Here is a 21,998-nt window from a genome sequence, read left to right on the forward strand (position 1 = left end):
CTAGCGGTGTCCGATCCGGTCAAGAGTGGTTGTCGGGGGTCGAGGGCACCATGGAGTCGTGAGTGTTCTCGACCGCTTCTCCCCCGCCACGCGCGACTGGTTCACCGGCGCGTTCGAGGGCGCGACGCCCGCGCAGGCCGGGGCGTGGGAGGCGGTCGCCGACGGGCAGCACGCGCTCGTCGTCGCGCCCACCGGCTCGGGCAAGACGCTCGCGGCGTTCCTCTGGGCGCTCGACCGGCTGGCCACCACCCCGCCGCCCGGCGAGCCAACGCGCCGCTGCCGCGTCCTCTACGTCTCGCCGATGAAGGCACTGACCGTCGACGTCCAGCGCAACCTGCGCTCCCCGCTGGCCGGGCTGGGCCAGGCGGCGCAGCGCCTCGGGCTGCCCCGCCCCGACGTCACGGTCGGCTCCCGCACCGGCGACACCCCGGCCGACGAGCGGCGCAGCTTCCAGCGCACGCCGCCGGACATCCTCGTCACCACGCCCGAGTCGCTGTTCCTGCTGCTCACCTCCGCGGCGCGCGAGTCGCTGCGCGGGATCGACACGGTGATCGTCGACGAGGTGCACGCCGTGCTCGCCTCCAAGCGCGGGGCGCACCTGGCGCTGAGCCTCGAGCGCCTCGACGCGCTGCTCGACGCCCCCGCCCAGCGCATCGGCCTCTCGGCCACCGTGCGCCCGATCGACGAGGTCGCCGCCTTCCTCGGCGGCGGGCGCCCGGTGCGGGTCGTCGCGCCGGAGTCGACGAAGACCGTGCAGGTCCGCGTCGAGGTGCCCGTCGAGGACATGGCGGCCCTCGATTCCGGGGGCGACAACTCCTCCGGTCCGGGTGTGGAGGAGGAGGTCGAGGGCTCGGCGGCGGGCGCCGCCCAGCGCGCATCGATCTGGCCCGCGGTGCAGGAGCGGATCCTCGACCTGGTCGGCGAGCACCGCTCGACCATCGTGTTCGCCAACTCCCGGCGGCTGGCCGAGCGGCTCACCGCGCGGATCAACGAGCTCGCCACGGAGCGGGCGCACGCCGAGGCCGAGGACCGGCCGCCGGTGGAGCTCGACGACACCGACGACGAGTCCGACGAGCTCGCCCCGGTGATCGGGCCCTTCCCCGCCGAGGCCGTGGGCCAGTCGGGCACGGCCGAGGCCGCCGAGGTGATCGTCGCCCGCGCCCACCACGGCTCGATGAGCCGCACCCAGCGCACCCAGGTGGAGGAGGCGCTGAAGTCCGGCCACCTGCCCTGCGTCGTCGCCACCTCGAGCCTCGAGCTCGGCATCGACATGGGCGCGGTGGATCTCGTGATCCAGGTCGAGGCGCCGCCGTCGGTGGCCAGCGGGCTCCAGCGGGTCGGCCGCGCGGGCCACCAGGTGGGCGCGGTGTCCACCGGTGTCGTCATGCCGAAGTACCGGGGCGACCTCGTCTCGTGCGCCGTGGTCGCCGAGCGCATGGCCGGCGGGGCGATCGAGGCGATGCACTACCCGCGCAACCCGCTCGACGTGCTCGCCCAGCACGTCGTGTCGATGACGGCGATGGAGCCCTGGTCGGTCGACGACCTCACTGGCCTCGTCCGCCGCGCGGCGCCGTTCGCCGGGCTGCCGGACTCGGCGATGCAGGCCGTGCTCGACATGCTGGCCGGGCGCTACCCGAGCGACGACTTCGGCGAGCTGCGCCCGCGCATCACGTGGGACCGGGTCACCGACCAGCTCTCCGGCCGCCCGGGCGCCCAGCGGCTCGCGGTCACCAGCGGCGGCACGATCCCCGACCGCGGGCTCTACACGGTGGTCACGCCCGGCTCCGGCGAGGGCGGCACCGGTGGTTCGCGGGTCGGCGAGCTCGACGAGGAGATGGTCTACGAGTCCCGGGTGGGCGACACCTTCCTGCTCGGCTCGACCAGCTGGCGGGTCCTCGACATCACCCGCGACCGGGTGGTCGCCGAGCCCGCGCCCGGCGTCCCGGCGCGCATGCCGTTCTGGAAGGGCGACGCGCTGGGCCGCCCGCTCGAGCTGGGCCGCGCGCTGGGTGCGTTCGTGCGCGAGCTGTCGGCCGCCGACGACGCGGCGGCGACCGAGCGGGCGCAGGCCGCCGGCCTCGACGCGTGGGCCACCTCGAACCTGCTCGCCTACCTGCGCGAGCAGAAGGAGTCGACGCGCCACGTCCCGAGCGACCGGACGATCGTCGTGGAGCGCTTCCGCGACGAGCTGGGCGACTGGCGCCTCGTCGTCCACTCCCCCTTCGGCGCCCAGGTCAACGGCCCGTGGGCGCTGGCGATCGCCGCGCGGTTCCGCGAGACACGCGGGCTGGAGGTGTCGGCCGCGAGCGCCGACGACGGCATCGTGCTGCGGCTGCCCGACGCCCTCGACGACGCCGGCGAGGAGATCCTCCCGACCGCCGAGGACGTGCTGCTCGACCCGGACGAGGTCGAGCAGGTGGTCACCGCCGAGGTCAGCAACTCGGCGCTGTTCGCCTCGCGGTTCCGCGAGTGCGCGGCCCGCTCCCTGCTCCTGCCGCGCCGTGACCCGACACGGCGCACCCCGCTGTGGCAGCAGCGCCAGCGGGCCGCGCAGCTGCTCTCGGTCGCCAGCCGCTTCGAGCAGTTCCCGGTGGTCCTCGAGACGATGCGCGAGTGCCTGCAGGACGTCTACGACGTCCCGGGACTCGTCGAGCTGATGCGCGACGTGCGCTCGCGCGGGGTGCAGGTCGTCGACGTCGCGACCACCAGCGCGTCGCCGTTCGCCCGCACGCTGATGTTCGGCTACGTCGGGATGTTCCTCTACGAGCTCGACGCGCCGCTGGCCGAGCGGCGGGCCGCGGCGCTCTCGCTCGACTCGGCGCTGCTCGCCGAGCTGCTGGGCTCGGAGGCCATCCGCGAGCTGCTCGACGGCGACGTCCTCGCCGAGATCGAGGGCCAGCTGCAGCGCACCGACCCGGAGCGCCACGTCCGCGACGTCGAGGGCACCGCCGACCTGCTGCGCTTCGTCGGCGACCTCACCACCGCCGAGGCCGCGGCCCGCGGGGTGCAGGAGTCGTGGCTCACCGAGCTGGAGTCCGCGCGCCGGGCCATCCGCGTCCGGGTGGCCGGCGAGGAGCGCTGGATCGCGATCGAGGACGCCGGGCGCTTCCGCGACGCGCTGGGCGCGGGCCTGCCCGTCGGGGTGCCCGAGGCGTTCACCGAGCCGGTCGCCGACCCCCTCGGCGACCTGCTCGCCCGCTTCGCCCGCACCCGCGGCCCGTTCCCGGTGAACGCCCCGGCACACCGCTTCGGGCTCGGCGTCGCCGTGGTCGGCGGCGTGGTCGACCGGCTGGTCTCCTCCGGGCGGCTGGTGCGCGGCGAGCTGCGCCCCGACGGTGCGCCGCCGCTGCCCGGGGTGCCCGCCGACCTCACCGGCACCGGCCCGGACGTCTGCGACGCCGAGGTGCTCCGCCGGCTGCGCCGGGGCTCGCTGGCCCGGCTGCGCGCCGAGGTCGAGCCCGTCGAGCCGGCCGCGCTCGGGCGCTTCCTGCCGGCGTGGCAGGGGGTGGGGGGCGGCACGCAGCGCAGCGGAGCTGCCGCGCGGAACGCGGTTCACGGCCGGATCCGCCGCGCGCCGGGCCCCGACGACGTGCTGGGCGTGGTCGAGCAGCTCGCGGGTGCGCCGATCCCCGCCAGCGCACTGGAGAGCCTCGTGCTCCCTGCCCGCCTGCCCGGCTACTCCCCCGCCCTGCTCGACGAGCTGACCAGCGCCGGCGAGGTCACCTGGACCGGCTGCGGCACGCTCGCCGGCGGCGACGGCTGGCTCGCGGTCGCCCCCACCGACCTCGCCGACCTCCTGCTGCCCGACGCCGAGCCCGACCTGGCCGACACCCCGCTGCACCGGGCGCTGACCGAGACGCTCGACGCCGGCGGCGCGCTGTTCTTCCGCCAGGTCACCGAGCGCGCCCAGGCGGTGCTCCGCGAGGCGGGCGAGTCGGAGACCTCGATGCCCGACGACGCCACCATGGTCGCCGCGCTCTGGGACCTCGTGTGGGCGGGGCTGGCCACCAACGACACGCTGGCCCCGGTCCGCGCGCTCGTGTCCGGCGGCGGGTCGCGCGGCTCGGGGGGTTCGCGCGGTGGCGCCCATCGCCAGCGGCGGACGCCCTCGCGGGGCCGCTACGCCCGGCTCGGGCGCGCGCCCATGCCGTCGCGCACGGGCCCGCCGACCGCGGCCGGGCGCTGGTCGGGGGTGCCGGCGCGCGAGGAGGAGCCGACCCGCCGGGCGCAGGCGCGCACCGAGGCGTTCCTCGAGCGCCACGGCGTGCTCACCCGCGGGGCGCTCGACACCGAGCGCGCGACCGGCGGCTTCGCCGGCATCTACCCGGTGCTGCGAGCGATGGAGGAGTCGGGGCGGGCCCGGCGCGGCTACGTCATCGAGGGCCTCGGCGCCGCGCAGTTCGCGGTGCCCGGCGCGATCGACCGGCTGCGGGCGGAGTCGCGCGACGAGGACGGCAGCGGCGAGGTGCGGGCGCTGGTCCTCGCGGCCACCGACCCCGCGCAGCCCTGGGGCGCGGCGCTGGAGTGGCCGGCCACCGTGGGGGACGGCTCGCACCGCCCCGGCCGCAAGGCGGGCGCGCTGGTCGTGCTCGTCGACGGTGAGCCGGCGATCTACGTGGAGCGGGGCGGCAAGTCGCTGCTGAGCTTCACCACGTCCCGCGAGGCGCTCGCCGCCGCGGCGTCGGCGCTGGCCACCGCCGTCCGCGAGGGCTGGCTGGGCAGCATCGCGGTGGAGAAGGCCGACGGGTCCGGCGCGCTCGACGGCGTCCTCGCCGAGGTCCTCACCGAGGCCGGGTTCCGCCACAGTCCGAAGGGCCTGCGCCTGCGGGCCTGACGGGCACGCTCACCCACCCTCCCCGCGCGCGCCAGGGCCGCCCACGGCAGGCTGGGCGGCGCACACCGTCCCGGCCCGGGCGACACGAGGGAGAGCAATGGCGCTGGCGTGCCCGACGTGTGAGGAGTCCGCCGCCGAGTACCTCGGCATGGCCGACGACGGCCGCAACATGATGCGCTGCACGGCCTGCGGGCACGAGTGGGTCCTCGGGGCCAAGCCGGTGTCACCGCGGGCGGTCAGCCAGACCACGCGCTCGCGCAGCACCACGGGCTCCACGAGCAAGAAGAAGGCCGCCCCGGCGCGGCCACCGACGCGCTCCTCGGACTCCGTGACCCGCTCGGCGGGCCGGACCTCCGGCACCCGCGGCCCCGTGGCGCAGCGCGAGCGGCGTCCCCTGGAGGACGTGGAGACCGCGCGTGCGCGGTTCACGGCGACGGCCGACCTGGTGTCGCCCGAGCGCTGGCGGGTCATCGAGGGGCTGCGCCGGGAGTTCCTCGCCGACTTCCCGCACCCCGACGAGGAGGCCGGGCGCTACCGCGACGTCTACCGCCAGGCGTTCGAGCCCGACGCGCTGCCCTGGACCACGCCGGTGGCGCTCAAGGACTTCGCGAACAGCAAGGTCGTCGCCCGGCCCGGCAACATGAGCCGGTTCAACGACGAGTGGCGGGCGCTCGGCAACCAGCGCGCGGCCGAGGCGTTCCGCGGCGTCATCGAGCACCTCCTGCGCGGCGAGGACCCGCCGGCGCCCGAGGACCGGCTCACCGAGCTCATCACCTCCGACGACGCCCCGGCGATGCCCGGGTTCCGCGAGGCGATGCTGACCCGCGTGCTGTGCATCGTCGAGCCGGAGCGGTTCCTGCCGCTGCTGGTCTACACCAGCCCCGCGGGCGGCAAGCGCGAGATCGCCCGCCAGGTGTTCGGCATCGAGCTGCCGCCCCCGGAGACGACCTCGCAGACGATCGGGCGGCTCGCCTACTGGAGCAACGACCTGCTGGTCGAGCTGATCGGCAACCGGTTCGTCGACCTCGACCACGCCCGCCAGTTCCTGTGGTGGGTCAAGGACCACCCTGATCTGACGTAACTCGCGCGAGCTCAGAGCGCCGCGTGGACGTCGTGCCGTCGCCCACGCCGGATGATCAACGGGGAGTTCGGGCGCCGAGAAGCAGCGAACGCCACGTTCGCTGCTTCCCGGCGACCGTCGCTGCGCCGCTCAGGCCGCGATGATGTACAGCCCGTAGCCGACGATCGCCACGACCGCCGCGAGGCAGACGACCGCGATCGCCGTGCCCGCTCCCGCGCCGAGGGTCGGGGCGCCGTCCTCCGGGCCGCCGACGCCCGGGCGCACGCGGGCGGAGAGCCCGACGATGGCCAGCGACACGAGGAAGACCACCACGACGCCCGCGGCGAACGACACCAGGGCGACCTCGCCCAGCGAGGCCCAGTCGATGTTCATGCTTTCTCCTCTCAGGCCGGGACGGCGGGCTCGTGGCGGACGGCGGCGTCGTCGCCGACGTCGTTGACGTTGTCGGCGGTGACCGGGCGGCGCCGCGAGGCGGCGTAGATGCCGGCGGCGACCGCGATCGCCACGAGGGCGACGATCACCGTGCCGACGACGCCGGTCGAGGCGGCCCACGCGGCGACGGCCCCGACGACCGCGGCGGCGGGCAGCGTGAGGATCCAGGCGATCGCCATCTGGCCGGCGACGCTCCAGCGCACCGCGGCGAGGCGGCGGCCCGCGCCGGCACCGAAGATCGAGCCCGTGGCCACCTGGGTGGTCGAGAGCGCAAAGCCCAGGTGCGACGAGGTCAGGATGACCGCCGTGGTGCTGGCCTCGGCGGCGAAGCCCTGCGGCGTCTCGATCTCGCTGACGCGCTTGCCGAGCGTGCGGATGATCCGCCAGCCGCCGAGGTAGGTCCCGAGGCCGATCGCCAGGCCGGACGCCAGGATCACCCAGAACGGCGGCCCGGAGTTCGGCGCGAGCACGCCGGCGGTGATGAGCGTGAGGGTGATGATGCCCATCGTCTTCTGGGCGTCGCTGGTGCCGTGGGCGAGCGCGACCATCGACGCCGACCCGATCTGCCCGGCCTTGAAGCCCTTCTTGACCGTGCCGTCGTCGGCCCGCGCGGTCGTGCGGTACGCGAGATAGGTCGCGACCAGGGCGATGATCCCGGCGAGCACCGGCGAGATCACCGCCGGCAGGATGACCTTGGACAGCACGGCGCCGAAGTTCACCGCGCCCGCTCCGGCAGCGACGAGCGTCGCCCCGATGAGGCCGCCGAACAGGGCGTGCGAGGAGCTCGACGGCAGGCCGAGCAGCCAGGTCAGCAGGTTCCAGAGGATCGCGCCGATGAGGCCGGCGAAGATCACGACGGGCGAGATCTGGGCCTCGTCGACCAGACCACTCGAGATCGTCTTCGCGACCTCGACGGACAGGAACGCGCCGACGACGTTGAGGACGCCGGCGATGAGGACGGCCACCTTGGGTTTCAGTGCCCCGGTGGCGATCGAGGTGGCCATGGCGTTGGCCGTGTCGTGGAAGCCGTTCGTGAAGTCGAAGGCCAGCGCCGTGACGACCACGACGATGACGATCAGTGAGAGGTCCACCGCACCATTCCCCTTCCGAGGGTGGGACGGCGGTGACCGTAAGCGTTCGTCACGAACGCCGGAGGAACACGCGGTCAAAGATGTTTTACCTGCTCAGAGGCCGTCCTTTAGGACGAGCCGACCCATCCCAGACGGGTCGAGAGGTCCTCCGCGGCCGCGCGCAGGTCGGGCACGATGGCCCGCGCCCGGCGTCGCGGGAGCCGGTACGACGGGCCGGCGGCGCTGAGCGCGGCGACGACGTCGCCCGCCGCGCCCCACACCGGAACCGCGACCGCGTGCAGGCCGACCTCGAGCTCCTCGAACGAGCGCGCGTGGCCCTCGTCGACGACGCGGGCGAGCTCGGTGCGCAGCGCGGCCGGCTCGGTGATCGTCGACTCGGTGTAGCGGGGCAGGCGCCGGCGCAGGAAGGCGCGCCGCTCCGGGTCGCTCATGTACGCGAGCAGCACCTTGCCCGCCGAGGTCGCGTGCAGCGGGGTCCGCCGGCCCACCCAGTTCTGCGTGGTCACCGAGGCGGTGCCGAACTCCTGGGTGACGTTGATGGCGGCCTCGCCGTCGTGGATGGCGAGGTTGACGGTCTCCCCCACCTGCTCCGCGAGCTGCTGGCACGTCGGCTGGCCGAGGCGGGCGATGTCCATCCGCCCGGTGGCGGACGCGGCGAGGCGGACGACCCCGAAGCCGAGCGCGACCCGCCCGCGGTCGCCGAGCTGCTCGAGCATGCCGCGGCGGGCGAGCGCCGCGACGAGGCGCGAGGCGGTGGACTTGTGCACGCCGAGCTCCTCGGCGAGCTCGGTGATGCCGACCTCGCCGCGTTCGGCGACCACCTCGAGCGCCGTCACCGCCCGGTCGACCGAGCGGACGAGCGAGGGCTCGCTCCGCCCACGTCCGGTCTCCTCGGGGTCGCCGTCGGTGGCCGTCATCGTTCCCCATCCTCCCCGATCGGACGCGCCCGACGAGGAAGCGGGGTCATGCCGGCGCCGCGGGGGTTGCGAACCGCGCAACCCTACCCGTTCTCAGCGCGTCTGGCGCTGATCCCGCGTGGGAACGCCGTTGGGACCACCGAGATCGACCGCGTAGGTGCCGACGCCGACGGCCAGGGCATCGAGCATGCGGTCGAGCGCCACGCGGTCGATGTTCGCGAGGGTGTCGCAGGCCTGGTGGTAGCAGCGGTCGTACGGGACGCCCGCCTGCCCGCCCCAGAGCGCGGCCTGCTCCGGGGTCTTGATCTCCTCGGCGCCGCTGAACAGCCCGCCGGACGGGATGCCGGCCTCCACGAAGGGCCCGTAGTCCGACCGGCCGTCGAAGTCGGTGCCCTGCGGCTGCGCCCCGGCCGCGGTGAGCGCGGCGTTCAACGTGCGCTCGATGCCGTCGGAGCCGCGCGGCCCGGGCGGCGCGCCCTGCCGGTCGGAGTCGTCGCCGTCGTAGACGAAGTAGGCCGGGTTCGGCGAGCCGAGCATGTCGGCGTTGAACAGCACCGCGATGTCGCGGCGCGCCTCGGGCGTCAGGACCCGGACGTAGGCGGTCGACCCGAGCAGGCCGACCTCCTCGGCACCCCACCACGCGAACCGCACGGCGTTGGTCACCGGCGGGGCGCCGCCGAGACGCACGGCGAGCTCGAGCTGCGCGGCCGACCCGGAGCCGTTGTCGTTGATCCCCGGCCCCTCGGGCACGGAGTCGAGGTGCGCGCCGGCCATGACGACCTCGTCGGTGCGCCCGGTGGTGGTCTGGGCGATGACGTTGCGCGTCGTGATCGTCCGCGACTGCGTCACCAGCGTGACCGTGGCGGGCTGGCCGGCACGGGCGAGCAGCGCGTCGAAGTCCGGCTGGAGGAGCCCGCCGGTGGGCAGGCGGCCGTCCGCCACCGAGCCGAGGGTGCCGCCGAGCGGGCCGGGGGCGTTGTTGCCGACGAGCACGGCCGCGGCGCCGACCTCGGAGGCGATCTGCTGCTTCTGCGTGAACGTGCACGCGCCCCGGCGCACCAGCAGCACCGCGCCGCGGGCGGGCAGGTTCGCGTAGTCGGTGGCCTCGCAGCCCGGCGTGGGGTCGCCCGGCGCGTCCGGCGCCACCACCAGCGGGCCGGTGACGCCCTCGGGCGGGGTCGTCGGCGAGTAGGTCAGCGCGGTGACCGCCGGCCCGGGCGCGCCGCCGACCGCGAGCGTCTGGGCCTGCGCGGAGAAGGTGTCGAACGGGAAGCTCGGCGTCTCCACCTGGTAGCCCGCCGCGCGCAGCTGGCCGGCGACGTACTCGACGCTCGCGTCGTAGCCCGGCTGCCCGGAGGCGCGGTTGCCGCCGTTCGCGTCGGCGATCCGCTGGAGCTCCTCGAGCCGCGTGAATGCCCCGTCGCCGGTGACCTGCTCGGCGAGGCGCCGCGACAGGCCGGGGTCACCGGTCGGCGCGGACGCCGCCGAGGGGGACGGCGCGGGTGTCGCTGGGTCACCGCTGCCGGAGCCGCAGGCGGTGAGCGCGAGCAGGCCGCTGAGGGCGAGGGCCGTCATCACTCGCGTCCCGATCATGCTCACGGACCGTAGCGGACGGCGCCGGACGGTGTGGCAGGAACCACCCCGAACCGGTCGAGCCCGTCTCGTCGGCCCGGAGTGTCCAGGCGTGAACTCCCGGTGAGCACGGGCGGATCGAGCGCCCCGGAGCGACCGGATTCACGCCCGCCGACCGCTTCCGCGGGAAGAGACGCGGGCTACTGTTGGTTGGCACAGCCAACGATCCCGTTCCCCGAGGAGGGTTGCGTGCCGCACGCCGAGGCGCCGGACGCCCAGCAGGCCGCATCCCCACGGGCCGGGCAGGGACCGAGCCCCGCCCTCGTGGTCACCGTCCTGTCCTCGGTGGGCCTGGTCGCGTCGCTGTGCATGACGCTGGTCGTGCCGCTGGTCCCCCAGCTGCCCCAGCTGCTGTCCACGTCGACGGCGACCGCCTCCTGGGTGATCACCGCGACGCTGCTCGCCGGCGCGGTCGCGACGCCGATCGCCGGGCGCCTCGGCGACATGATCGGCAAGCGCCGGGTCCTCGTCGCGACGCTCGGCCTGCTCGTCGCCGGGTCCGTGATCTGCGCGATGACGAACGACCTCGTGCCGGTGCTCGTCGGGCGCTCGCTGCAGGGCGTCGCGGTCAGCGCGGTGCCGCTGGGCATCAGCCTCATGCGCGACACGCTCCCGCCGGCGCGCCTGGGCTCCGGCATCGCGCTGATGAGCGCGACGCTGGGCATCGGCGGCGGGCTCGGCCTGCCGCTGGCCGCCGTGATCGTCGAGATCGCCGACTGGCACGCGCTGTTCTGGGTCGCGGGCGGCCTCGGGCTCGCGGGGCTCCTGCTGGTCGCCCTGGTGATCCCGGAGTCGTCGACCCGCTCGGGCGGGCGCTTCGACACCGGCGGCGCGGTCGGGCTCTCGATCGGGCTGATCGGGCTGCTGCTCGCCGTGTCCAAGGGCGGCGAGTGGGGCTGGACCAGCGCGGCGACGCTGGCCTCGGCAAGCGTGGCGGTGGTCGCGCTGCTCGCGTGGGGCCTCTACGAGCTGCGGGTGCGCGACCCGCTGGTCGACCTGCGCCTCAACGCGCAGCGGGCGGTGCTGCTGCCCAACCTGATCTCGATCCCCGTGGGCGTCGCGATGTTCACGGGCATGGTCGTCTTCCCGCAGCTGCTCTCGGCGCCGCTCGCGTCGGGCCACGGGCTGGGCCTCAGCCTGCTCGTCGCGGGCCTGACGCTGGCGCCGAACGGCATCGTCATGATGCTGATGTCGCCGGTGACCGCCCGCATCTCCGCGCGGTGGGGTCCGCGGGCGTCGCTGCGCCTCGGGCTCGTGATCATCGGCGTCGCCTACGCCGCGGGCACGATGCTGCTCTCGGCGGCGTGGCAGATCTCGCTGGTCATCGCGGTGATCGGCGCCGGGGTCGCCCTGGCCTACGGCTCGCTGCCCGCCCTGATCATGCGCGCCGTGCCGACGACGCGCACCGCCGCCGCCAACGGCCTCAACACCCTCATGCGCTCGATCGGCACGTCGACCGCGTCGGCCGTCGCCGCCGTCGTGCTCGGGGCGTCCACGGTGCGGATCGAGGGCTCGCTCGTGCCGTCGCTGGGCGCGATCCAGACGACGCTGCTCATCGCCGCCGGGTGCGCGCTGCTGGCGCTGGTGGTCAGCCTGGCGGTGCCGAACCTCCCGGAGCCGGCCGAGACCACCGAGCGGATCGAGCACGTGGAGCGGATCGGGCCGGACGGGACGGCGGACGCCCCCGAGGACGCCCCCGTCCTGCGCGGGCGGGTCCTGCACGAACACGGCGGCCCCGCCGAGGGTGCGCTGGTGACGCTGGTCGGCAACGACGGCCGGCAGCTGGCCGTGGCGCCCGTCGACCCCGACGGCGCCTTCGCCGCCGACCCCGGCCCGGAGCGCCCGGTGCTGCTCATCGCCGGGCTGGCCGGGGCGCGGCCGACGGCCGTGCACGTCGCGCCGGGCCAGGTCACCCTCGACCGGCCCCTCGTGCTGAGCCGCACGGCCGAGCCGCTCGCGGAGATCCCCGCGCGCTGCCCCGCCGGGGGTTTGTGACCCGCCCGACACGTGGCACTCCGCTGTCGACCCTCTCCGCCGACGATGCCGGAGGAGCACATGTCCAGCGACGACACCCCGGTGGTGGCCGTCCGTCAGGCCACCTCGGCCCTGCGCGCGGGCACGGTGACGCGCGACCTCGACGGCCAGGACCTCGCCCTGCTCGGGATCGAGGCGCGGGCCCTGGTCGAGCAGCTCGTGGACGTCCTGCAGAGCGTCGACCGCACGACGACCGACCCGCGCGACCCGCACACCCGCGACCTCGGCGCGCTGCGCGCCCGCCTCGCGTCGGCGCTTGCCCCGGTCGACGTGGCCGCCGGCGACCCGCGGGACGGCGTGGCGGAGGAACCGGTGCCGGCGTATCCCGGCCGTCCGGACGACTGACGCACACGGTGGGACCATGGCCTCGTGCCCGAGGGTGACACCGTCTTCCTCGCCGGCCGGCGGATGCACGACGCGCTGGCCGGCGCGACGCTGACGCGCGGGGAGCTGCGGCACCCGCGGCTGGTCGAGCACGACCTCGCCGGGCGCACGGTCCTCGAGGTCGTCAGCGTCGGCAAGCACCTGTTCACCCGCTTCGACGACGCCACCAGCCTGCACAGCCACTTCCGCATGGACGGGACGTGGCACCTCTACCGGCCCGGGCGCCCGTGGCGCGGCGGTCCCGAGCACTCGATCCGCGCGATCCTCGAGGTGCCCGACCGGGTCGCCGTCGGCTACCGCCTGCACGACCTCGAGCTGCTGCCCACCGACCGCGAGGGCGACCTCGTCGGGCACCTCGGCCCCGACCTGCTCGGCGACGACTGGGGCCCGGAGGCGGAGGCCGAGGTGGAGCGCCGCCTGCGCGCCGACCCCGCTCGCGAGCTCGGCGCCGCCCTGCTCGACCAGCGCGTCGCGTGCGGGGTGGGCAACCTCTACAAGGCCGAGGTCTGCTTCCTCGTCGGCGTCTCCCCGTGGACCCGCGTCGGCGACCTGTCCGACCGGCAGGTGCACGACGCCGTCGCCTGGTCCCGCAAGCTGCTCCTGCGCAACGCCTGGCGCCCCGAGCAGTCGACCACCGGCGACCTCGGGGGCAACGCCCAGCACTGGGTGTTCGAGCGCGGTGGGCGGGGCTGCCGGCGCTGCCGCGACGTGGTGCGCACGGCGGGGCAGGCAGAGACACAGCACGCCGATGGGGGTTCGCCGGACCGCGAGGACCGGATCGCCTACTTCTGCCCCACCTGCCAGCCCGGGCCCCACCCGCCGCTGGAGCGCCGGCGGGGGCGCCGACCCCAGCAGCAGTCCGGGCGGCAAGCGCGCTACGGCTGAAACCGGGCGGGTCCACACTGCCGCGATGGACCCCGCCCCGCCCGGCCGCGAGCACGAGACCGCCGTGCTCGTCTCCGCGCTGGACGACGCGCGCGCGGGCCGGGGCACCGCGGTGCTCGTGGTCGGCGAGGCCGGGATCGGCAAGTCGACGCTGCTGGGGGCGCTGCTCGACGCCGCGGAGCGCCGGGGCGTGCCCGCCCTGCTGGGACGGGCGAGCGCCGACCTCGGCACCCCCGCGTTCTGGCCCTGGCTGCGCCTGCTGGGCGGGTCCGCCGCGCGGGACCGGGGCCTGGACCCGGGCGTCCTGGACCTCGGCGCGCGTCCCGAGTCCGGCGACACCCAGGCCCGCTTCCGCGCCCTCGCCGACACCGCCGACGCGCTCGCGACGGCCGCGGACGGCGGGCTCGTGGTGGCCCTCGAGGACGTGCACGCCGCCGACGACGCCTCGCTCGCCCTCCTGCACCACCTGGCCGGCGAGGTCGTGGCCACGCGCGGGCCCCCGCTGCTGCTGGTGGCGACGACCCGCGAACCGGTCCCCGAGGGGCTCGAGGCCGCGGTCCCGACCGCGCTGCGCCCGGGACGTCTCGGGCGCGACGCCCTCCACGAGCTCCTGCGGCGCCGCGACGGCACCGGGCCCGGCGCCGACGCCGTCGACACCCTGCTGCGGGTCAGCGCGGGGCACCCGCTGCACCTGACCGAGCTCCTGCGGGCCCCCGCGGTGCACGCGGAGGCGGTCGCGCCGCTGGTGCGGCGCCGGGCCGCGGCGCTCTCCCCCGCCGCCCGCGACCTGCTGGCCACCGCGGCCGTCGCCGGCGACGACGTGGAGCTCGCCGTCCTCGACGCGTCCCCGGCGGCCCTCGCCGAGGTGCTCGCCGCGGGCCTGCTCGACGAGGACCCCCGGGACGCGGGGCGGGTGCGGTGGTCGCACGCGCTCGTGCGCGCCGCGTGCCACGACGGGCTCCCCGCCGCCCGGCGCCTGGCCGAGCACCGCCGCCTCGCCGACGCGCTCCCGCCCGACCGCGCCGGGGAGGTGGCGCGCCACCGGATCGCCGCCGCCGACTCGGCCGCCGGCCGGGCCGCGGCGTCGCAGGCCTGCTGCGCGGCGGCCGAGGCCGCGACCGCCCGGCGGGCACCCGACGACGCCGCCGACTGGTACCGGCGCGCCCTCGAGGTGACCGACGACCGGGTCCGCGGCGCGGAGGTGCGCCTCGCGCTGGCGCGGGCGCTGGCCCGCGCGGACCGCACCACCGACGCGCTCGCCGAGGCCGCCGCGGTGCTCGACGTCGCCGAGGAGGAGGGCCGCGCCGACCTCGCGGCCGGCGCGGCCGTCGTCGTGCGCGGCGTCGGACCGGACCTGGTCGCCGGACGCATCGAGGCGCTCCTCGAGCGCGCCGGGGTGCTGCTCGCCGGCGAGGACTCGGCGCGGCGCGCGCGGGTGCTCGCCCAGGAGGCCATGACCGCGGGGGTGCGCGGGCGCGCCGACGAGGCGGCGGAGATCTCGGCCCGGGCGCTCGCGATGGCCGACCGGCACGCCGACGAGCCCGAGGGCGTCGACGCGGTCCTGCACGCCCTGCACGCGCGCTACGAGGTGTGCGGGGCTCCCGGGCTGGTGGAGGACCGGCTCGCCGTCGGCCGCCGCACCATCGCGCTCGGCAGCACCACGCGGCGCCCCGAGGCCCTGGTGTGGGGCCACGTCTGGCGCATCGACGACGCCTTCGAGCTCGGGGCCATCGACGTCGTCGACGCCGGCATCGAAGCCCTCGGCACCGTGGCCGACCGGCTCGGCGGCGGCCTCGCCCGCTGGCACGAACTGCGGGCCCGGGCCGCCCGCGCCCACCTCGTGGGCCGCTACGACGTCGCCTTCGCGCTGGCCCACCGCTTCCGCGAGCTGGGGCGCCGCGGTCAGGACCCGACCGCGCCGTCCCTGTTCGAGGCCTTCGTGAGCCTGCTGCACCGCGACCTCGGCACCCTCGCGACCTGGCGGCCCGACGAGGAGGCCATGGCGCTGATGCGCCACGTCCCGGTCTTCTGGGCCACCGGCGGCATCGCCTTCCTCGACCGCGGCGACCACGACCTGGCCCGCACGCTGTACGACGAGCTGCGCCCGCACCTGTTCGCCGTCCCGCTCACCAACCGGTGGCGCCCGATCATCTGTGCCGGGAGCGAGCTCGCGGTCGCCTACGGCGACACCGAGGTGCTGTGCTCGGTCCACGAGCAGCTGCGACCCCACACCGCCCTGCGCGGCGACAGCAGCACCGGCGCCCCCGGCCCGATCGCCCGCTTCGCCACGCACGTCGCCCGCGGGATCGGCGAGCACGACGACGCCGTCCGGCTCGCCGAGCAGGCCGTGACGTCCGACCGCCGGCTGGGCGCCCTGCCGGGGCTCGCGCAGTCGGGGCTGGCGCTGGGCCGGGCCCTGGCGGCGCGCGGCGACGCCGGGGACCGCGACCGCGCCCGGCGGACCCTCGAGGAGTCCCGCACCCTCGCGCGGCGGCTCGGCCTGCGCCCGACGCTCGAGGGTGCCTCGGCGCTGCTCGCCGAGCTCTCCGGGGTCGGGCCGGGCGCCGGCTCGCTGACCGCCCGCGAGCGCGAGACCGTCGCCCTCGTCGCCACCGGCCTGGCCAACCGGGAGGTCGCCGCGCGGCTCGTGGTCAGCGAGCGGACCGTCGAGAGCCACGTCCGCAACGCGCTCGCCAAGCTCGGGCTGCACAACCGCACCCAGCTCGCGGCGTGGGCCGCCGACGCGCTGCCCTGAGTCCTGCGTACCGCGAACTCCGTACCGGCATCTCCGTACCAGCACGGAGGCCCGCGCCCCGCGCCCGGCGCCACGCTCGACGGCATCCACCCAGCACACCGAGAGGACGTGGACGCCGTGTTCGCCCGACTCCAGACCGTCAGCAGCCTGCCCACCACCGACGACCCCGACGCGCACCGCCGCGCGCTCACCGACATCCTGCGCCGTCACGCCGGCTACAGCGGGGCCTACTTCATGGTCTCCGGGCCCACCGCGATGCGGGCGCTCGTGACCCTGTGGTCCACCGAGGAGGACGCCCGCGCCGCCTCGGAGCGCACCCGCGCCGCCGCCGGGCCCGCGGCACCGCCGGTCACGATCGACGAGGACACCGTCTACGAGGTCGTCGACGACGAGCCCGGCGCCTCGGCGGACGCCGAGCCGGCCGTGGCGGGCCTCGCCGTGTTCGACGGGCCCTTCAGCGACGCCGCGCGCGCCACCATCGACCGCGTCCACCGCCGGGACGTCATCCCCGCGGCGCGGGCCGTGCCCGGCACCGTGCGGCTGATGGTGCTGTGGGACCGCCTGTCCCGCTCGATGCGGGCGCTGCTCCTCGCGACCGGGCCCGCCGTGCTCGACACGGCCCGCACGGCGATCGACGCCACCGACCCCGGCGCCGGCGAGGACCCGGCCCTCGTCTCGCCGCCCGACCGCATGGACCGCTGGGAGGTGGCGGGCGCCGACGTCCCCGTCACGGATGCATCCGCGCGCCCTTGACGATCTTGTCGACGGCGTTGCGCGGACCGTGCACGGCGAGGCCGACCAGGTCGAGGTCGTCGCGGGCGACCTTGGCGACCGCGGCCCGGTTGTCCTCGTCGTTGCCGGTCGCGAACAGGTCCGCGGTGAAGACGGCGGGCCGCAGGCCCCGGCCCAGCGCCCGGCCGTGCGCGGCGCGCAGCACCGCGGCGTCGGCGGCGAACACCATCACCGGCTGCCCCAGCATCGCGAGGTACGGGGTGCCGTCGGCGTCCGCGTAGGGCTCGCCGACCAGTTCCGGGGTCGCCGCCGTGATGCCGCTCGTGAGGAAGGCGGTCACGTTGAGGGACTGCCAGCCGGCGAGGTCGTCGCGCAGCACGACGGCGATCTTGGTGTCGAATCCGCTGCTCATGGCGTCCACGATCACCCGGCGGCGGCTGCGGGGTCTTGTACGTTCCTGGCGTGGGCAGAGTCGATGGTCCAGCTCCGCTCCGCTCCGTGTCCGAGCACGTCCGGGCCTGGCGCCCGGCGGTGCCGGGGATCCGCGAGGTGTTCCACGCGCACTTCGTCGACCACGCCTACCCGGCGCACACCCACGACGCGTGGACGCTGCTGATCGTCGACGACGGCGCCGTGCGCTACGACCTCGACCGCCACGAGCACGGCGCGCTCCCGGCCTCGGTGACCCTGCTCCCGCCGCACGTCGCCCACGACGGGCGCTCCGCGCGGCCCGGCGGGTTCCGCAAGCGGGTCGTGTACCTCGACGACGCCGCGCTGGCGGCCCCGTCGCTCATCGGCCGCGCCGTCGACCGGCCCGCGTTCGACGACCCCGCGCTGCGCCGGCGCGTCGACCGGCTGCACCACGCGCTGGGCCACCCCGGCGAGGAGCTCGCCGCGCAGAGCAGGCTCGCGTTCATCGTCGAGCGGCTGGCCGTGCACCTCGGCGAGCAGTCCGCCGCGCTCCGCCACGACCGCACGCTGGCCCACCGCCTGCGGGATCTGCTCGACGCCCGCGTCACCGAGGGGCTGGGCCTCGACGAGGCCGGGCGGCTGCTGCACGCCCACCCCACGCATCTCGTGCGCGCGTTCGGCACGGAGTTCGGGCTCCCGCCGCACCGCTACCTCACGGGGCGGCGCGTGGACCTCGCCCGGCGGCTGGTGCTGGCGGGCATGCCGCCCGCCGCGGTCGCCACGGCCGCGGGCTTCCACGACCAGGCGCACCTCACCCGGCACTTCCGCCGGGTGGTCGGGACGACGCCGGGGCGGTTCGCGGCCCGCCCCGGCTGACCCGTCAGTTCTGGCCCGGCACCTGCTGCTGCGTGGGCTGCTGCTGCGGCGCCGCGGGCTGGGCCGGCTGCACCTGCGGCTGGGGCTGCTGCCCGGCCGGGATCTGCGAGCCGCCCTGGCCCATCGAGGCGCGGATCTGGTCGAGCCGGTTCTTGCCCGCGTAGTCGCGCGAGGCCGCCTCCACCTCGAGCATGCGGCCCTGCACGCTGTTCTGCGCGAGCTCGGCCTGCCCCAGCGCCGTGGAGTACCGGCGCTCGATCTTGTCGCGCACCTCGTCCAGCGACGGCGTGTTGCCCGGCGCCGCGACCTCGCTCATCGAGCGCAGCGACGCGGAGACCTGCTCCTGCATCTTGGCCTGCTCGAGCTGGCTGAGGAGCTTGGTGCGCTCGGCGATCTTGGTCTGCAGCGTCTGCGCGTTGCGCTCCACGGCCTGCTTGGCCTGCTGCGCGGCGCCGATCGACTGGTCGTGCAGCGTCTTGAGGTCCTCGACGTTCTGCTCGGCCGTGACCAGCTGCGACGCGAACTGCTCGGCGCTCTGCTCGTAGCGGCGCGCGCCCTCCTCGTCGCCCTTGGCGCGGGCGTCGTCGGCCATGACCAGCGCCTGGCGCGCGGAGGCCTGCAGCTTCTCGATGTCAGCCAGCTGGCGGTTCAGCTTCATCTCCAGCTGGCGCTGGTTGCCGATCACCGACGCGGCCTGCTGCGACAGCGCCTGGTGCTGACGCTGCGCGTCCTCGATGGCCTGCTGGATCTGGACCTTCGGGTCCGCGTGCTCATCGATCTTCGAAGAGAACGCGGCCAGGAAGTACCGCCAGGCCTTGACGAAGGGGTTGGCCATCTGCTCCCGCCCAACTCGTGACGTCGATCCGGCTCAGGCGGGCGACATCCGCGCCTGGTCTCCCGACCATCGTCTCACCTCCTGTCGGAGGCTTCCACCGACCCGCCGTTCCCGGCGATCACGCTGCTCACAGCGCTCACACCGATCACACGACCTAGGCCGCGACGCACACCACGGTGGCGGATCGGGGCCCCCCGACACCGCCGACCAGGCCCACCAGACGCACCGTCGTCGCCCCCTCCACGGGCGCCACGACCTCCTCGCCGTCGTCGGTGAGCGGGGCGCCCTCGGGCTCGGGCAGCGCCACCGTGCGCGGCGCCGCCGGCTCCTCGGGCTCGGGCGGGGCGGGGATGCGGGCCGACATGCTCGCGCCCTCCCCCGCACCCGCTGTGTCCGCCTCGAACGCCTCCTCGACCGCGGAGCGCAGCTCGGGGTCGACCGCGGGGTCGTCGAACCCCCCGCGTGCCCCGGCCCCGGCGCCCACCGGCACCCGGCGCGGCGTCGGGCGCAGGGCGTCCGCGACCTCGTCCAGCAGCTCCGGCAGCGGCAGGTCCAGCGCCTCGCAGACGGCCGCGAGCAGCTCGCTCGACGGCTCCTTGCGGCCCCGCTCGATCTCCGAGAGGTAGCCCAGGCTGACCCGCGCCTCCCGCGAGACGTCCCGCAGCGTGCGGCGTCGCTCGGTCCGGGCGCGCCGGATCGTCCCGCCGATGGCCTCGCGCAACAGCAGCGACATGCCACACCTCCCAGCACCGGTCGTGGGTGTCCCCGCAGCAGCGCCCGGAGGAGTTCCGACCGGACGTCGACGACCGTGTCCGTCCACCGTACCGAGATCGACGCGGCCGGGACGGTGACGCGGGCCCGGGGCTGTTCGTCCTGAGCGAACAGGACTCGAACGGCCTCAGGCGGCGCGTGCCTTCGCCCGCAGCCGCAGCGCGCGCACCAGGTAGTCGCCGCCGGTGACGACGGTGACGACCACCGCGGCCACCATGAGCACCGCCACAGCCGGCGCGAACACCGGCGGCAGCGGCATGATCGCGAGCCCCAACGCGACCGTCTGGAGCACCGTCTTGATCTTGCCGCCGCGGCTGGCGGGGATCACGCCGTGGCGCAGCACCCAGAACCGCAGCAGCGTCACCCCCAGCTCGCGGGCCGCGATGGTGATGGTGACCCACCACGCGAGCTCGCCGAGCATCGACAGCCCGACCAGTGCCGCGCCGGTCAGGGCCTTGTCGGCGATGGGGTCGGCGATCTTGCCGAAGTCGGTGACGAGCCCCCAGCGGCGGGCGAGGTCGCCGTCGAAGGTGTCGGTGAGCGAGGCGATCGCGAACACCGCGAACGCCGCCCAGCGCCACGTCGTGCTCTGCCCGTGGTCGACGAACAGCACCACGAGGAAGACCGGCACCAGGACGAGCCGCACGACGGTCAGCGCGTTCGCGATGTTGACCAGCGGGACGGGCGCGACGACCCCGGACGGCGGCGTGGACGCGGTGGACGAGGACGACCCGCCCGACCCGCGGCTGGTCACCGGGCCCCCGCCCCGACCGGCGCGGCGCCGTCGACCGCGCTCTCGCCGGCCGTCTCGCCCGCGACGTCGCGGGCCTCGACGATCAGGTCGATGCCCTCCGCGTCGGTGACCCGGCCGGTGACCACCACGCCGGGCGCGAGGGCGTCCAGCAGGTCCTCGTCGCCCAGGAGCGTGCACTCGCCGTCGACGTCGGGCCCCTGGTGGGCGGCGCGGCCGATCCAGGCGTCCTCCTCGTCGTCCCACCGCTCGACCAGCACCTCGACCGTCGTGCCCACGCGGCGCGCCGCCCGGTCCTCGGCGACGTGCTCGGCGAGGCTGGTGATGCGCTCGACGCGGGCGGCGATCTCCGTCGGGTCGATCTTGTCGGGCAGGCCGAGGGCCTCGGTGCCGTCCTCGTCGGAGTAGCCGAACACCCCGACGGCGTCGAGCTCCGCCTCGGCCAGGAACGCCTCGAGCTCGGCGAGCTCCTCCTCGGTCTCGCCGGGGAAGCCGACGATGACGTTGGAACGGATGCCCGCCTCCGGGTCGAGCGCGCGGATCTCGCGGCAGAGCGCGAGGAACGTCTCGCGCGAGCCGAACCGCCGCATGCGGCGCAGCACGGTGGCGCTGGCGTGCTGGAAGGACAGGTCGTAGTACGACGCGACCCGCGGCGTGCGGGCGATGGCCGCCAGGAGCGGCGGGCGCACCTCGGCGGGCTGGAGGTACGAGACGCGCACCCGGCGCATCCCGGGGACCTCGGCCAGCTCGCCCAGCAGGCGCTCGAGCGCTCCCCCGGCGGCGCCGCGGGCGTCGATGTCCTTGCCGTACGAGGTGGAGTTCTCGCTGACCAGCAGCACCTCGGCCACGCCGTGGTCGGCGAGCCAGGCGGCCTCGGCGACGACGTCGCCCGGGTCGCGCGAGACGAAGGCGCCGCGGAAGGACGGGATCGCGCAGAAGGTGCAGCGACGGTCGCACCCGGAGGCGAGCTTGAGCGGGGCGACGGGGGCGTCGTCGAGGCGCCGGCGCGGCACCGTCGGCACCCACTCGTGCCCGGGGATGCTCGTGTCGCGCACCGCCTCGGGGCGCTTCACCGGGCTGATCGGCAGCAACGTGCGACGGTCGGTCGGCGTGTGCGACGCGAGGGGGCGCCCGGCGAGGACGTCGTCCAGGCGGGCGGGCAGGTCGCCGTAGTGGTCGAAGCCGAGCACGGCGGCGGCCTCGGGCAGCGCCTCGGCGAGCTCGGCGCCGTACCGCTCGGCCATGCACCCGACCGCGACGACCTTCGCGTCACCGCCCCCGGCCGCCAGCACGGCGTCGACCGAGTCCTTCTTGGCCTGCTCGACGAAGGTGCAGGTGTTGACGACGACGACGTCCGCGTCACCGTCCGCGCCGTCGGCGGACCCGGAGACGTCCCAGCCCTCGGCCGCCAGCCGGCCGGCGAGCTCCTCGGAATCGACGTCGTTGCGGGCGCACCCGAGGGTCACCAGCGCCACACGGGGGCGCTCGGGGGATTGGGGGGAGCGCTCGACCACCTCCCCAGCCTATCGGCCCGGGCCCTGGCCTACCCTCCGCTGGTGGTGAGCGCCTGGTGACCG

The 21,998-nt window shown here is 75.9% G+C and carries 16 protein-coding genes and 1 pseudogene; 8 read left to right on the forward strand and 9 right to left on the reverse strand.

The annotated features are described in order from the left end of the window. The first annotated feature begins 58 nt into the window (after positions 1-58). Entirely contained in the window at positions 59-4,834 is a 4,776-nt protein-coding gene (locus tag WCD58_RS04415) for an ATP-dependent helicase (RefSeq protein WP_337699873.1), read from the forward strand. A 97-nt stretch (positions 4,835-4,931) separates the two neighbouring features. Next, positions 4,932-5,915 (forward strand): hypothetical protein, encoded by a 984-nt coding sequence (locus tag WCD58_RS04420; RefSeq protein WP_337699875.1) that lies wholly within the window; start codon positions 4,932-4,934, stop codon positions 5,913-5,915. A 129-nt stretch (positions 5,916-6,044) separates the two neighbouring features. Here the strand turns inward: WCD58_RS04420 and WCD58_RS04425 are convergent, their stop codons facing one another. The 4 genes from WCD58_RS04425 to WCD58_RS04440 form a co-directional block, all read right to left on the reverse strand. Then, a complete protein-coding gene (locus WCD58_RS04425) occupies positions 6,045-6,287 on the reverse strand; it encodes a hypothetical protein (protein ID WP_337699878.1) in 243 nt (80 codons plus the stop codon). An 11-nt stretch (positions 6,288-6,298) separates the two neighbouring features. After that, the gene (locus WCD58_RS04430) at positions 6,299-7,438 is read right to left on the reverse strand and encodes an inorganic phosphate transporter (RefSeq protein WP_337699880.1); all 1,140 of its coding nucleotides are present in this window, start codon (positions 7,436-7,438) and stop codon (positions 6,299-6,301) included. A gap of 107 nt (positions 7,439-7,545) precedes the next feature. Continuing rightward, the gene (locus WCD58_RS04435; protein ID WP_337699882.1) at positions 7,546-8,355 is read right to left on the reverse strand and encodes an IclR family transcriptional regulator; all 810 of its coding nucleotides are present in this window, start codon (positions 8,353-8,355) and stop codon (positions 7,546-7,548) included. Positions 8,356-8,448: 93 nt separating this feature from the next. Then, positions 8,449-9,948 carry a M28 family metallopeptidase gene (locus WCD58_RS04440; RefSeq protein ID WP_337699884.1) on the reverse strand — a complete coding sequence of 500 codons (1,500 nt, stop codon included), beginning with the start codon at positions 9,946-9,948 and terminating at the stop codon, positions 8,449-8,451. A 228-nt stretch (positions 9,949-10,176) separates the two neighbouring features. On the opposite strand from WCD58_RS04440, the gene WCD58_RS04445 reads away from it, so the two are divergent. The 5 genes from WCD58_RS04445 to WCD58_RS04465 all read left to right on the forward strand — a co-directional run bounded on the left by WCD58_RS04445 (position 10,177) and on the right by WCD58_RS04465 (position 16,798). Beyond that, positions 10,177-11,982 carry an MFS transporter gene (locus tag WCD58_RS04445; protein ID WP_337699886.1) on the forward strand — a complete coding sequence of 602 codons (1,806 nt, stop codon included), beginning with the start codon at positions 10,177-10,179 and terminating at the stop codon, positions 11,980-11,982. A 60-nt stretch (positions 11,983-12,042) separates the two neighbouring features. Continuing rightward, on the forward strand, positions 12,043-12,366 hold the full coding sequence (locus WCD58_RS04450; RefSeq protein WP_337699888.1) for a hypothetical protein: 324 nt from the start codon (positions 12,043-12,045) through the stop codon (positions 12,364-12,366). A gap of 24 nt (positions 12,367-12,390) precedes the next feature. Further along, entirely contained in the window at positions 12,391-13,290 is a 900-nt protein-coding gene (locus WCD58_RS04455) for a DNA-formamidopyrimidine glycosylase family protein (RefSeq protein ID WP_337699892.1), read from the forward strand. Positions 13,291-13,315: 25 nt separating this feature from the next. Further along, the gene (locus WCD58_RS04460) at positions 13,316-16,045 is read left to right on the forward strand and encodes an ATP-binding protein (RefSeq protein WP_337699895.1); all 2,730 of its coding nucleotides are present in this window, start codon (positions 13,316-13,318) and stop codon (positions 16,043-16,045) included. A gap of 117 nt (positions 16,046-16,162) precedes the next feature. Then, on the forward strand, positions 16,163-16,798 hold the full coding sequence (locus WCD58_RS04465; RefSeq protein WP_337699896.1) for a hypothetical protein: 636 nt from the start codon (positions 16,163-16,165) through the stop codon (positions 16,796-16,798). Here WCD58_RS04465 and WCD58_RS04470 read toward each other — a convergent pair. Then, the gene (locus WCD58_RS04470; protein WP_337699899.1) at positions 16,773-17,189 is read right to left on the reverse strand and encodes a DUF2000 family protein; all 417 of its coding nucleotides are present in this window, start codon (positions 17,187-17,189) and stop codon (positions 16,773-16,775) included. The two genes, WCD58_RS04465 and WCD58_RS04470, sit on opposite strands and share 26 nt — an antisense overlap. A gap of 86 nt (positions 17,190-17,275) precedes the next feature. Here WCD58_RS04470 and WCD58_RS04475 point away from each other — a divergent pair, with 86 nt between their 5' ends. Further along, positions 17,276-18,064 carry an AraC family transcriptional regulator gene (locus WCD58_RS04475; protein WP_337699901.1) on the forward strand — a complete coding sequence of 263 codons (789 nt, stop codon included), beginning with the start codon at positions 17,276-17,278 and terminating at the stop codon, positions 18,062-18,064. Between the two features lie 4 nt (positions 18,065-18,068). On the opposite strand, the gene WCD58_RS04480 is transcribed toward WCD58_RS04475, so the two are convergent. The 4 genes and pseudogenes from WCD58_RS04480 to rimO all read right to left on the reverse strand — a co-directional run bounded on the left by WCD58_RS04480 (position 18,069) and on the right by rimO (position 21,935). Then, positions 18,069-18,899 (reverse strand): PspA/IM30 family protein, encoded by an 831-nt coding sequence (locus WCD58_RS04480; RefSeq protein WP_337699903.1) that lies wholly within the window; start codon positions 18,897-18,899, stop codon positions 18,069-18,071. A 517-nt stretch (positions 18,900-19,416) separates the two neighbouring features. Continuing rightward, positions 19,417-19,632, reverse strand: a pseudogene (locus WCD58_RS04485) (helix-turn-helix domain-containing protein); the annotation flags it as partial. Positions 19,633-19,797: 165 nt separating this feature from the next. After that, positions 19,798-20,424, reverse strand: coding sequence for a CDP-diacylglycerol--glycerol-3-phosphate 3-phosphatidyltransferase (gene pgsA, locus WCD58_RS04490; protein WP_373696179.1), 627 nt, complete (start codon positions 20,422-20,424; stop codon positions 19,798-19,800). Further along, complete coding sequence (gene rimO, locus WCD58_RS04495) at positions 20,421-21,935, reverse strand: 30S ribosomal protein S12 methylthiotransferase RimO (protein ID WP_337699905.1); 1,515 nt, start codon at positions 21,933-21,935, stop codon at positions 20,421-20,423. Before rimO ends, pgsA begins: the two co-directional genes overlap by 4 nt. Between the last annotated feature and the right edge of the window lie 63 nt (positions 21,936-21,998).

Origin of the sequence: Actinomycetospora flava (genome assembly GCF_037400335.1) — a bacterium.
Lineage (GTDB): Bacteria > Actinomycetota > Actinomycetes > Mycobacteriales > Pseudonocardiaceae > Actinomycetospora > Actinomycetospora flava.

What these genes read in the sequence shown, in the direction of transcription:
- WCD58_RS04420 (WP_337699875.1), top strand. Translation starts at nt 4,932, where the DNA reads ATGGCGCTGGCGTGCCCGACGTGTGAGGAGTCCGCCGCCGAGTACCTC.
- WCD58_RS04425 (WP_337699878.1), bottom strand. Translation starts at nt 6,287, where the DNA reads ATGAACATCGACTGGGCCTCGCTGGGCGAGGTCGCCCTGGTGTCGTTC.
- WCD58_RS04435 (WP_337699882.1), bottom strand. Translation starts at nt 8,355, where the DNA reads ATGACGGCCACCGACGGCGACCCCGAGGAGACCGGACGTGGGCGGAGC.
- WCD58_RS04440 (WP_337699884.1), bottom strand. Translation starts at nt 9,948, where the DNA reads ATGATCGGGACGCGAGTGATGACGGCCCTCGCCCTCAGCGGCCTGCTC.
- WCD58_RS04450 (WP_337699888.1), top strand. Translation starts at nt 12,043, where the DNA reads ATGTCCAGCGACGACACCCCGGTGGTGGCCGTCCGTCAGGCCACCTCG.
- WCD58_RS04460 (WP_337699895.1), top strand. Translation starts at nt 13,316, where the DNA reads ATGGACCCCGCCCCGCCCGGCCGCGAGCACGAGACCGCCGTGCTCGTC.
- WCD58_RS04470 (WP_337699899.1), bottom strand. Translation starts at nt 17,189, where the DNA reads ATGAGCAGCGGATTCGACACCAAGATCGCCGTCGTGCTGCGCGACGAC.
- WCD58_RS04480 (WP_337699903.1), bottom strand. Translation starts at nt 18,899, where the DNA reads ATGGCCAACCCCTTCGTCAAGGCCTGGCGGTACTTCCTGGCCGCGTTC.